At 67.6% G+C, this 11,152-nt stretch carries 10 protein-coding genes; 3 read left to right on the top strand and 7 right to left on the bottom strand.

Annotated features, from left to right (window positions below):
* Position 1: 1 nt before the first annotated feature.
* Positions 2-1,234, bottom strand: coding sequence for a 3-methyl-2-oxobutanoate dehydrogenase (2-methylpropanoyl-transferring) subunit alpha (locus RKE40_RS16000; protein WP_316019226.1), 1,233 nt, complete (start codon positions 1,232-1,234; stop codon positions 2-4).
* A gap of 209 nt (positions 1,235-1,443) precedes the next feature.
* On the opposite strand from RKE40_RS16000, the gene RKE40_RS15995 reads away from it, so the two are divergent.
* Complete coding sequence (locus RKE40_RS15995; RefSeq protein ID WP_316019225.1) at positions 1,444-1,944, top strand: Lrp/AsnC family transcriptional regulator; 501 nt, start codon at positions 1,444-1,446, stop codon at positions 1,942-1,944.
* Positions 1,945-1,984: 40 nt separating this feature from the next.
* Here RKE40_RS15995 and RKE40_RS15990 read toward each other — a convergent pair whose 3' ends face one another.
* From RKE40_RS15990 to RKE40_RS15970, 5 genes are all read right to left on the bottom strand, one after another.
* Positions 1,985-3,514, bottom strand: coding sequence for a UxaA family hydrolase (locus RKE40_RS15990; RefSeq protein ID WP_316019224.1), 1,530 nt, complete (start codon positions 3,512-3,514; stop codon positions 1,985-1,987).
* 213 nt (positions 3,515-3,727) lie between these two features.
* The gene (locus RKE40_RS15985; protein ID WP_316019223.1) at positions 3,728-4,312 is read right to left on the bottom strand and encodes an amino acid synthesis family protein; all 585 of its coding nucleotides are present in this window, start codon (positions 4,310-4,312) and stop codon (positions 3,728-3,730) included.
* Positions 4,309-4,893, bottom strand: coding sequence for an amino acid synthesis family protein (locus RKE40_RS15980; protein ID WP_316019222.1), 585 nt, complete (start codon positions 4,891-4,893; stop codon positions 4,309-4,311). Before RKE40_RS15980 ends, RKE40_RS15985 begins: the two co-directional genes overlap by 4 nt.
* Positions 4,886-5,773, bottom strand: a complete 888-nt coding sequence (locus RKE40_RS15975; protein WP_316019221.1) for a UPF0280 family protein — start codon at positions 5,771-5,773, stop codon at positions 4,886-4,888. The genes RKE40_RS15980 and RKE40_RS15975 overlap by 8 nt, the downstream gene beginning before the upstream one ends.
* Positions 5,774-5,776: 3 nt before the next feature.
* Entirely contained in the window at positions 5,777-7,261 is a 1,485-nt protein-coding gene (locus tag RKE40_RS15970) for a 6-hydroxynicotinate reductase (protein ID WP_316019220.1), read from the bottom strand.
* Between the two features lie 354 nt (positions 7,262-7,615).
* Here RKE40_RS15970 and nadC point away from each other — a divergent pair, with 354 nt between their 5' ends.
* Together nadC and phnN are read left to right on the top strand one after the other, a co-directional pair.
* Complete coding sequence (nadC, locus tag RKE40_RS15965) at positions 7,616-8,449, top strand: carboxylating nicotinate-nucleotide diphosphorylase (protein WP_316019219.1); 834 nt, start codon at positions 7,616-7,618, stop codon at positions 8,447-8,449.
* Between the two features lie 7 nt (positions 8,450-8,456).
* Complete coding sequence (gene phnN / locus RKE40_RS15960) at positions 8,457-10,499, top strand: phosphonate metabolism protein/1,5-bisphosphokinase (PRPP-forming) PhnN (protein WP_316019218.1); 2,043 nt, start codon at positions 8,457-8,459, stop codon at positions 10,497-10,499.
* Positions 10,500-10,518: 19 nt separating this feature from the next.
* Here phnN and RKE40_RS15955 read toward each other — a convergent pair whose 3' ends face one another.
* Positions 10,519-10,977 (bottom strand): MarR family winged helix-turn-helix transcriptional regulator, encoded by a 459-nt coding sequence (locus RKE40_RS15955; RefSeq protein ID WP_316019217.1) that lies wholly within the window; start codon positions 10,975-10,977, stop codon positions 10,519-10,521.
* Positions 10,978-11,152 lie beyond the last annotated feature (175 nt).

The raw sequence follows: 11,152 nt of genomic DNA, 5'->3' as shown, positions 1-11,152 counted from the left end.
GTCAGACTCCGATCTGCTGGCGCTGGCGGCGCAGATGCGGCGGCAGCTCGGCGTAGACGTCCTCGAACATGTCGCGCGAGGAAGGCTTGCCGCCGGCATGGAGCGTCCCGAAGCTCTCCGCTTCCTTCTGGGCGGCGATGACGGTCGCCATGATCTCGGCCTCGGTCTGCTTGTGGCGCTCCTCGGTCCAGGCGCCGGTCGCGATCAGGTGCTGCTTCAGCCGGACGATCGGGTCGCCGAGCGGCCAGTCGTCGGATTCGTGCTTGGGCCGGTAGGCGGACGGATCGTCCGAGGTCGAATGCGCGCCGGCGCGGTAGGTCACGTATTCGACCAGGGTCGGACCGAGATTGCGGCGGGCGCGCTCGATCGCCCATTGCGCGACGGCATAGGTCGCGAGGTAGTCGTTGCCGTCGACACGCAGGGCGGGGATGCCGAAGCCGAGGCCGCGGGCGGCGAAGGTGCCGGAGCCGCCGCGGGCAATACCCTGGAAGGTCGAGATCGCCCACTGGTTGTTGACGACGTTGAGGACGACGGGAGCCTTGTAGGTCGAGGCGAAGACGAGGGCGGCGTGGAAATCCGATTCCGCCGTCGAGCCGTCGCCGACCCAGGCGGCGGCGATGCGATTGTCGCCCTTGATCGCCGAGGCCATCGCCCAGCCGACGGCCTGGACGAACTGGGTGGTGAGATTGCCGGAGATCGAGAAGAAGCCGTTCTCCTTGGAGGAGTACATCACCGGCAATTGCCGGCCCTTCATCGGGTCGCGCTCGTTCGAGTAGATCTGGCACATCATCTCGACGAGCGGATAATCGTGCGCGATCAGGAGCCCGGCCTGGCGATAGGTCGGGAAGTTCATGTCGCCCTTGCCGAGCGCGATGCGGAAGGCGCAGCTCACCGCCTCCTCGCCGGTGTGCTGCATGTAGAACGAGGTCTTGCCCTGACGCTGGGCCATCTGCATGCGTGCATCGAAGGCACGCAGCGTCAGCATGTGGCGCAGGCCGCGGATCAGCTCGTCCTTGGAGAGCTCCGGCACCCAGGGGCCGACCGCCTCGCCCTCGCGGTTGAGCACGCGGATGATCGAATAGGCGAGGTCGCGGATTTCCCTGGGATCGACATCGACCGGCGGGCGCTGCACCGAGCCGGCCTTCGGGATCACGACATGGGAGAAGTCGGGTTTTTCGCCCGGACGACTGGCGGGGACGGGAACATGGAACCGAAGCGGTGAGGGGTCTGTCATGTCCACGCTCCCTAGGCTCTGTCCGATCCAGCATTCCGTCTTGCGATGCTGGCCGCAAGGCGCGTTTGCAGGCGCGCCCCTCAGGGCGCTGTCGTTATTCGGGCATGTTAGGGCTGTGAAATGCCTATTTCTTCCCGAAATGGCCTTGTGATTTGCTCATAGTCGGATGATCTTTCTGCCATCTCGACTTCTGGCGGAAAATTCACTCTATGGCGATCAAGGCAAGGCGCGGCGAGGAGCTGGATGCGATCGATCGGCGCATCCTTTCGGCCCTGAACGAGGATGGCCGGCTGACGATCAATGCGCTGGCCGAGAAGGTCGGCCTGTCGCCTTCGCCATGCTGGACGCGGGTGAAGCGGCTGGAGGAGAGCGGTGCGATCGAGAAATACGTCGCGGTGCTCAACCACCGCGCGCTCGGGCTCGACAATGTCGTCTTCATCGAGATCACGCTCGACAAGCATGACGACAAGCTGCTCGACCGCTTCGGCGAGGCGCTGGCGCGCATCCCGGAAGTGGTCGAGGCCCATCTCGTCACAGGCGACTATGATTATCTGGTCAAGGCCGTGGTCAGCGGCACCGAGCACTATGAGCGCTTCCTGCGCGAGAAAATCTACCGTTTGCCGGGCCTGCGGCAGTCGCGCACGACCTTCGGCCTGCGCACGCTGAAGCGGGCGATCTCGGTCGACCCGCTGCAGATCGCGCCGGGGTGATGCCGGCTGTGATAGCGGAGGCGGCCGAGGGCCGCCGTCCTCACATCGTCGCGCCGATCTGCCAGGGCACGAACTCGGCGTCGCCATAGCCGAGCTGCTCGGACTTGGAGCGCTCGCCGGACGCGATCTTCAGCAGCGTCTCGAAGATTTCGCGGCCCTTCGCCTCCAACGTCACGCCGTCGAGCACGTCGCCGCAGTTGATGTCCATGTCGTCGATCATCTTCTCGTAGATCGGCGTGTTGGTGGCGAGCTTGACCGAGGGGGTCGGCTTGCAGCCATAGGCCGAGCCGCGGCCGGTGGTGAAGGCGAGGATGTTGGCGCCGCCGGCGACCTGCCCGGTCGCCGCGACCGGATCGTAGCCGGGCGTGTCCATGTAGACGAAACCCTTGTCGCGCACCGGCTCGGCATAGTGGTAGACCGCCGACAGCGTCTTGGTGCCGCCCTTGGCGGCCGCGCCGAGCGACTTCTCCAGGATGGTGGTGAGCCCGCCCGCCTTGTTGCCGGGCGAGGGGTTGTTGTTCATGCTCATCCGGGCGCGCTCAGTGTAGTCCTCCCACCATTTGATGATGCCGACGAGCTTCTCGCCGACCTCGCGGGTGGCGGCGCGGCGGGTGAGCAGGTGCTCGGCGCCATAGATCTCCGGCGTCTCGGAGAGGATCGCGGTGCCGCCATGCTCGACCAGGATGTCGACGGCGGCGCCCAGCGCCGGATTGGCGGTGATGCCGGAATAGCCGTCAGAGCCGCCGCATTGCAGGGCCAGCATCAGTTCGGAAGCCGGGACGGTCGCTCGCACCGCCTGGTTGGCGATCGGCAGCATGGTCTTCAGCGCCTCGACGCCGGCGGCGACGGACTTCTTCGTGCCGCCGGTCTCCTGGATCGTCATGGTGCGGAAGATGTCGCTCTCCTCGACGCCATAGGCCTCCTTCATGCGCTTGATCTGGAAGCCCTCGCAGCCGAGGCCGACGACCAGCACCGCTGCCATGTTCGGGTTGCAGGCATAGCCCCAGGTGGTGCGCTTCAGCACCTCGAAGCTCTCGCCATTGTAGTCGATGCCGCAGCCCGTGCCGTGGGTCAGGGCGATGACGCCGTCGACATTGGGATAGTCGGCGAGGATGCCGGAGCGCTTGACCTCCTCGGCCATGAAGCGCGCGGCCGAGGCCGAGCAGTTCACCGAGGTCAGGATGCCGACATAGTTGCGCGTGCCGGCGCGGCCGTCCTTGCGACGGAAGCCCTGGAAGGTCGCCTGCTGCTCGACCGGCAGGATCAGCTCTTTCTTGGCTTCGGCGGCATAGGCGTAGTCGCGCTCGAAGGCGTGGAAGCCGGTATTGTGCTCGTGGACCCATTCGCCCGGCGGGATGTCGAGCGTCGCGAAGCCGATGATCTGGCCGAACTTGCGGATCGGCTCGTCCTTGGCGATCGGCACCAGCGCGACCTTGTGGCCGCGCGGGATGCGCTTCAGCGCGGTGACCCCGGCGGCGCTGACCCCGACATCGATCGGATCGACCGCCACCGCGACATTGTCGGCGGCATTGAGCTTGAGCGTGCGCGGCGGAGTGGCTTTGTCGAGCATGATCTTTTGAACCTTGGGCTGGCGGCTTTTTTCGCCTTGCCTCAGCATGGCGCAGAAGGCTGCCAGTTTTCAATCGGTTGAAAGAAGATACCGATCTGCGCCGCGCGCTGGGCTGCGGCTCGCGCCGCGGCCGGGTCGCGCCATCGCGCCGGCATCATCGCAGCGAGGCTATCGCGGCAATGAGGTGGCGAGATGGCGCGAGGCCGGTCGCTTCTAGCGCAGGCCGTCCTCGCCCTTGACCTCTTCATGGGTCAGGCCGCCGACGCGCGGCAGCGGGCGTCCGCCACTGGTAAGGGCGACCGCGACGACGATCTCGCCGGCGCGCGGCGCGTCGGGGATGCGCACCTCCATGCCGTCGAAATGACTGCGGACATAGGCGCCGGCCTTGTGGCCGAGCGGCACGTCGAGCACCACGCCGAGCGAGCCACGCTTCTTCGAGGACGGGATCAGCGCCGGCGCCTTGCCGAGCAGCTTGCGAAGCGGCGCGCCGAGCTTCGGATGCAGGATCGCAGCCGCATGTTCGTACTCGCCGTCCTCGCCGACGGCGGCTGCCTTGCCATAGCCCTGCACGGCCTCGCCTTCGATGCCGAGCGCCTTCAGCGCATGCCGGCCGAGCAGGTCGCCGAGCTCCTCGCCGATCTCGATCAGCTCGGAGAGATCCGGCTGATACTTGCCGGCGAAGGGGTTGGCGATCACCGCCACCGCCGCTGCGCGGCGGATCGCCGGCGCGACGGGCTGGCCCATCTCGGAATGGGTCTCGTCGAGGATGGTGACGATCTTGCGGATCGAAGCCTTCATCTCAGCCCGTCCTCGCCCTTGATCTCGCTCGCCTTCAGGCCGCCGACGCGGGCATGGATGCGCGAACCGGTCGTCATCACCAGCGCGAACAGCAGTTCGTCGGCCTTGGGCGCATCGGTGACGCCGATCTCGAAAGCGTCGAAATGGCTGCGGACATAGGACGCGTTGACATGGGTGACGGGGATGTCGAGGCGGGTGCCGGGGCCGCCGACCTTCTTGGTCGACGGGACGATCGACTTGGCATCCCCAAGCAGTTCGCGCATGGCGTAGCCGCCCGGCACATGCCAGAGCGCGCCGTGCTCAAGCTCGCCGGCGGCGCCGACAATAGAGCCCTTGCCATAGCCCTCGATCGCCTTGACGTCGCCGCCCATCGCGGCGAGCAGGCGCTGCGCCATGGCGAGGCCGAGCGGCTTCAGGTCTTCCATGAAGCCCTGGATGTCCTCGACATAGCGGCCGGCAAAGGGGTTGGCGATCACGGCGACCGCCGCGCCGCGCTTCAGCGGCGTCGCGACGGCCGGGCCGCCCTCGTGAAAGATCTCTTCCACGGTCACAGAATACTTTCGCACGGCGATCTCAGGCACGGGCAAGTCTCCTCTCGGCTTGTTCTTGAAGGATCATAGGGGTGGCCAGCATTTTGCTCACGCCCTGAAGATGCATGGCGGCCGCGACGATCAGGCCTGCCGCGCGCAGGCGCTGCGCCTCGGCGAGGCCGCCGGCGAGCGCTGTCTCGATTTCGGCTTCCGTCAGCGGCGCGACATTGCGGGTGACGAGGCGCGTGCCGAGATCGCTGTCTGCCTGGATCGCCTCGGCCGGCAGGCGCTCGACGGCCGGGTGGCCCGGCAGGTCGATCGCATTGGCGATCACCGTCGCAGCCGCATCGGCCATGGCGGCGGTCGGGGCGAGCACGGTCACAGCCTCGGCGATGCCCAGCGAGAAGCTGCGGCCGGGATAGCCGGATGTGGCGATGCCGCGCACCGGATCGGCGGCGGCGATGCTGGCGGTGGCGAAGAGATTTGGCCGGTCCGGCCGCTCGACCAGCCCGATCCGGAAGGTCTCGCCTTCAGCCAGGTGCAGGGCGATGTCGCCGCCATTGTTGACATAGGCGCGCGCCAGCGGCGCCGCCTCGACCATCACGCCGAGAATCTCCTGCGCCACCGAGCCTGCGACCGCCGCCATCGGCGTGATGAAGGTCGCGGCGGCGAAGGGCGCGACGGCCTGATGCATCCGCCGGGCGACCGGCCCTTCCGGCACCGGACTGTTCGTTCGCACCGGCGAGCGCAGCAGGGCAAGTTCGCCGCAGAGTTCCGCGAGCAGCCCGTCGAAACGCCGCATTGCTGCCTGATAGGCCGCTTCGACCGCCGCTGCCGTGCCGGCGGCTTCGACGACGAGATCGATCGGCCCCTGCTGGAGCAGCAGGCGCTTGCCGTCGGGCAGCAGGCGCGCGGAGGAGGCTTCGAACATCGCTCAGCCGTGCGAGCGGCGCATCCGCTCCGGCGCCAGCGGCCAGGGATTGTCGAGCCGCTGCGGCAGCTTCAGCCTGCCGTCCGCAGTGAGTTCGGAGAGCGGCCGGACATAGTCCATATGCCCGCCGAGCTCCTGATAATCCGAGAGCTTCATGGTGAATTCGAGCGGCGCGACCAGAGCCGGCGTCGGCACATAGCCGAAGGCGTTCTCCGGCAGGCGGGTGACGTCGACCATGAAGGTGATGCCGCCGCCCGGCCAGATATAGACCGGCGCGCCGCCGCAGGTCACATAGGTCAGCGCGTCCTTGACCGAGCGCGTCAGCCTGACCGGGTTTTCAGTGACGCCGGCGCGCAGCGAGCCGCCGGCGCCGCCGATGAAGAGCACGGTCGAGAGGGCGGGCTCGCAATTCTCGGCGATGCGCTCGACCGGCTCGACCAGGCGCTCCGGCATCTGCATCTCGACAGGCACGAGGTTCTCGTCGAGCTCGTAATAGGCGGCGTGCTCGCCGGTGGTCGAGACCATCAGCAGGCGCAGGCCGGGATAGGCGACCTTGGGATCGAACGGGCCGAGGATGGTCAGCGGATCGCTGATATTGGTGCCGCCCCAGCCGGTGCCGGGCTGCGCCACCTGGAAATAACGGCCGGGCGTCGAGCGGCGGCCTTTCATCTTCAGGCCAGTCGCCGGCATACCGAGCAGCTTGCCGGCCTGATGCTCCGAGAGCACGCCGGTGATGTGGTCGTCGACGACGACGACCTCGTCGACCTTGCCATGCCATTGCTTGGCGAAGATGCCGATGGTCGCCGAACCGCAGCCGACGCGCATCCGGCTTTCCTCGACGCCGTTGACGATCGGCGGCTTGCCGGCCTGGACGACGACGGTCTCGCCGCCGTCGATCGTCAGCTCGACCGCCTTGCCGTTGCTGAGCGAGAGCAGCGTGTCGCAGGTGACGCGGCCCTCCTTCTTCGAGCCGCCGGTGAGGTGGTGGACGCCGCCGAGCGACAGCATCTGCGAGCCGTATTCGCCGGAGGTGACATGGCCGACCGCCTCGCCCTCGACGCGCACGATCGCGGTCTCCGGGCCGAGGAAGCGGTCGGTGTCGATCTTCACCTTGACGCCGCAATAGCTGAAGATGCCCTCGGTCACGACGGTGACCATGTCGACGCCGTCGACCTCGGACGAGACGATGAAGGGCGCCGGCTTGTAGTCGGGATAGGTCGTGCCGGCGCCGATCGCCGTCACGAAGGTGCCGGGCTGGTGCAGGATGTCGCCATCCCATTCGCGCGGACCGGCGAAGGAGACGAGCTCGCCGCCCTGGTCGATGGTGCGGTCAAGCATCACATGCGGATCGACCCGGACGAGATTGCCGTCGACATTGCCGTAGCGGTCGCAGGCGCCGACCGCGCCCGGCTTGATAAAGCACATCACCGGACAGGCATCGCAGCGGATCTTGTCGTCGGCGGTCGCGGTTGCTTCCCCCAGGCTCATCGTCAACCCTCGCCGTCAGTGCGGCTAATCATTTGTACACAAATGACGTTGGCGCATGGTGGCCAGACTGTCAAGATAGCCCTCTGAGGGGTCTCCGACCAGAACCGTATCGATGTCCTGCGCGAGCGAGCGAGGCTTGGCACGAAGGGGGCATGTTCCTCGTGGCAGACGGCATTCACGGCGAGCGCCTGGGATTTCGGGCGAGACGTGCTGCCCCAATGCCGCTATCCAGCGCTGATTGACAGTCGGAAAAATCGACTGTTATTATTCGTATACAAATAAAATTTCGCTCGGATTGGCGCGCCGATTCCGAGGAGAAGGCTCAAGGCGATCAGCGCCCGAGGAGGGGTTTCGATGTACGACAGCTTTGTTACGGATCGCCTGATCGATCTCTGGCTGACCGAGGATATCGGCGCCTGCGACCTGACCGTGCAAGTCATGATCGAGGCAGACGAGACCGGCAAGTTCCACATGAACGCCCGCGAGCCGATGATCGTCGCCGGCATCGAGGTCGCCGCCCGCGTCTTCAAGCGCTACGATCCCGAGCTCAAGGTGAAGCTGCTCGTCAAGGACGGCGACAAGGTCGAGAAGGGCGCGATCCTGATCGAGGTCGAGGGCTCTGCCCGCAGCGTGCTGACCGCCGAGCGCACCGCGCTCAACATCGCCCAGCGCCTCTCCGGCATCGCCAACGAGACCGCTCGCTATGTCGCTGCGATCGCCGGCACCAAGGCCCGTCTGATCGACACGCGCAAGACCACGCCCGGCCTGCGCATGATGGAGAAGCACGCGGTGACCTGCGGCGGCGGCCTCAACCATCGCCTCGGACTCGATAACGGCGTGATGATCAAGGACAACCACATCGCCGTCTGCGGCAGCATCAGCGCCGCGGTCGAGCGCGCCCGCAAGAAGCTGCCGGTGCTGACCAAGCTCGAGGTCGAATGCGACCGGCTCGAACAGGTCGAGGAGGCCGTCAAGGCCGGCGCCGACGTGATCATGTTCGACAACATGTCGGTCGCCGACATGACCAAGGCCGTCGCCATGATCGGCGGGCGCGCCAAGACCGAGGCCTCGGGCGGCATCCGCTTCGAGACCATCCGGCCGATCGCCGAGACCGGCGTCGATTACATCTCGACCAGCAAGATCACCCAGTCGGCCCCGGCGGTCGATATCGGCCTCGACGAGGCCTGATCCTGCGATGCGCCCCGGCACGTTCTTCTTTGTCGTCGGCCCCAGCGGCGGCGGCAAGGATACCCTGATCGACGGCGCCAGGCAGGTCCTGGAGCCGACGGGGCGCTATGTCTTCGCCAGGCGGGTCATCACCCGCCCCGCCGGCTCGGCCGGCGAGGCGCACGAGGCGGCGACGGAGGCCGGGTTCGCGGCGCGCGAGGCCGCCGGCGATTTCCTGATCAGCTGGGGCGCCCACGGCCTGCGCTATGGGCTGCCCCGAGAGCTGGTGACGGCGATCGAGAGCGGCCGCCATGTCATCGCCAACGGCTCGCGCGCCGTCATCGCCGAGCTGGCGGCGCGTCTGCCGCGCTTCGTCATCGTCGATGTCACGGCACCGGCCGAGATCCTGGCCGCCCGTATCGCCGGGCGCGGCCGCGAGCAGGGCAGCGCCATCGAGAACCGGCTCGCCCGCAAGGTCGAGCCCTGGCCTGCAGGCATCCGCACGGTCACGGTCTGCAACGATCAGAGCCCGGAAACCGGGATCGAGCGCTTCATCGCAGCGCTCGAATCTGCCGCCAATACCTTGCGCCTGCGCCGCCTGCCGGTCTTCGCAGGCCGGGCCCATTGCGCCTGGCTCCCGGCCAAGGGCGAGTTCGTCAACGGCTTCGACTATCTCGGGCCGGGCCGGATCGAGATCTCCGGTGCCGGCGCCAGCATCCGCTCGGACATCCAGGTCGCGGATCTGCCCGCCGCGCTCGCGCCCGACGAGATCGGCCTCTCCAGCGAGGCCTTCGCCGAGCTCGGCCTTGCCGAGGGGACGGAAGTCTCGATCCGGCGCACGCCCTCGCCGGAAAGCCGCGCCGCGCTGACCCGCAAGATCCAAGGCGGCGCGCTGACCGAGGCGCAGTACCACACGCTGATCCGCGACATCGTCGAATCCCGCTATCCCGATGGCGAAGTCGCGGCCTTCCTCGTTGCGGCGACGCAGAAGCTCGGGGATGACGAGGTCGTCTCGCTCGCCCGCGTCCGCACCCGCTTCGCGCAGCAGATCAGCTGGTCCGACAAGATCGTCGTCGACAAGCACTCGATGGGCGGCATTCCCGGCAGCCGGATCACGCTGATCGTGGTGCCGATCGTCGCCGCCCATGGCGCCTTCCTGATGCCAAAAACCTCGTCGCGTGCGATCACTTCGGCGGCGGGCACTGCCGACGCGATGGAAGCGCTCGCCGATGTCGAACTGACGCCGGCGGAACTGCGCGCCTGCGTCGAGAAGGCCCGGGCCTGCATCGCCTGGAACGGGCGGCTGAACCATTCGGTTGTCGACGACGTGATGAACGCGATCACAAGGCCGCTCGGCATCGATTCCAATCGCTGGTCGGTCGCCTCGATCCTGTCGAAGAAGAAGACGGCCGGCTCGACCCATGTGATCGTCGATCTGCCCTATGGTCCGCGCGCCAAGCTGAAATCGCAGGAGGAGGCGGCCGAGCTCGCCGCGCTGTTCGAGACCGTCGGGCGCGGGCTCGGCCTCGTCGTCGAAGCCTTCCCGACCGATGGCACCCGGCCGATCGGGCGCGGCATCGGCCCGGCGCTCGAATGCCGCGATGTCGCCTGGGCGCTCGACAACGATCCGCAGGCACCGGCCGACCTCGTCGCCAAGGCGCTGTTCTTCGCCGGCCGCATCCTGGCCTGGGACCCGGCGCTGGGCTCGGTCGAGGCCGGGCGGGCGCGGGCCGAGGAATTGCTGCGCTCCGGCGCCGCGCGCACCGCCTTCGAGCGCATCGTCGACGCACAGGGGCGCCACAACCCGCCGGTCGTGCCGGGGCTGCTCGTCCATACGGTGCGGGCCGAGACGGCGGGCACCGTTGCCGAGATCGACGGCTGGGCCGTCGCCGGCATTGCGAGGCGCGCCGGCGCGCCCTTCGACAAGGCGGCCGGCATCGACCTGCGCCGCGGTGTCGGCGACAAGGTCGCGGTCGGCGATCCGCTGTTCGCGATCCATGCCAGCGCCTCGAGCGATCTCGACGAGGCGCGCGCGCTTGCGGCGGAGAGCGCCTGCTTCGTGATCAGGTAGGCTGCGGAGCCGGCTCTTCTCAGCGCAGCTGCTTCAGCAGCGAGATCAGCGTCGTGCGCTGGCTCGTCGCGAGCGGCGCCAGGGTCACCTTGGTGACGGTCTCGGCCTTCGGCATCAATTCGCGGGTATAGGCGCGGCCGGCCTCGGTCAGCTGCACGATGACGCGGCGCCCGTCATCGGGATCGGCGGTGGTGTGCACCAGCTTGCGCTTGATCAGCCGGTCGACCACTCCCTTGATCGTCGCCGCGTCCATCGCGGTCTGGCGTCCGAGCAGGTTCTGCGAGCTGCCACCTTCGAGATAGAGCCGCGAGAGGACAGCCCACTGCGTCGGGGTCAGCTCCGGCCCCATGATCTCGTTGAACAGCGAGACATGGCGCTGGACCGCCTGACGCAGGATGAAGCCGACCTGCTCGGAAAGGTCGTAGCTCTCGGCTTCAGGCTCGGCCGCGACGGCGTGGGAAGGGTCGGACCCCGACATTCAGCAATCCCCTTATCCTCACCGGATCCGGTGCCGCGACCGCCGGGATAGCGTTCGCAATTGCGGGCAAGCGCCCGTCCCTGCTTTCTGGCCTCCCGGCGTTGAGTTTTCAATCGAATCTTGCCGCTGCCATCGCCAATCCGGAACGCCGCGCAACGCACCGATGTTGACGCCG

This window comes from Allobosea rubneri (genome assembly GCF_032464875.1).
In the GTDB taxonomy this organism is placed as follows: Bacteria; Pseudomonadota; Alphaproteobacteria; order Rhizobiales; family Beijerinckiaceae; genus Allobosea; species Allobosea rubneri.
The sequence above is the reverse complement of the archived record's forward strand: the minus strand, read 5'-3'. Positions and strand labels throughout refer to the sequence as shown.

Excerpts from the sequence above, each read along its gene's own strand:
- RKE40_RS16000 (WP_316019226.1), bottom strand. The coding sequence starts at position 1,234 with ATGACAGACCCCTCACCGCTTCGGTTCCATGTTCCCGTCCCCGCCAGT.
- RKE40_RS15995 (WP_316019225.1), top strand. The coding sequence starts at position 1,444 with ATGGCGATCAAGGCAAGGCGCGGCGAGGAGCTGGATGCGATCGATCGG.
- RKE40_RS15990 (WP_316019224.1), bottom strand. The coding sequence starts at position 3,514 with ATGCTCGACAAAGCCACTCCGCCGCGCACGCTCAAGCTCAATGCCGCC.
- RKE40_RS15985 (WP_316019223.1), bottom strand. The coding sequence starts at position 4,312 with ATGAAGGCTTCGATCCGCAAGATCGTCACCATCCTCGACGAGACCCAT.
- RKE40_RS15975 (WP_316019221.1), bottom strand. The coding sequence starts at position 5,773 with ATGTTCGAAGCCTCCTCCGCGCGCCTGCTGCCCGACGGCAAGCGCCTG.
- RKE40_RS15970 (WP_316019220.1), bottom strand. The coding sequence starts at position 7,261 with ATGAGCCTGGGGGAAGCAACCGCGACCGCCGACGACAAGATCCGCTGC.
- nadC (WP_316019219.1), top strand. The coding sequence starts at position 7,616 with ATGTACGACAGCTTTGTTACGGATCGCCTGATCGATCTCTGGCTGACC.
- phnN (WP_316019218.1), top strand. The coding sequence starts at position 8,457 with ATGCGCCCCGGCACGTTCTTCTTTGTCGTCGGCCCCAGCGGCGGCGGC.
- RKE40_RS15955 (WP_316019217.1), bottom strand. The coding sequence starts at position 10,977 with ATGTCGGGGTCCGACCCTTCCCACGCCGTCGCGGCCGAGCCTGAAGCC.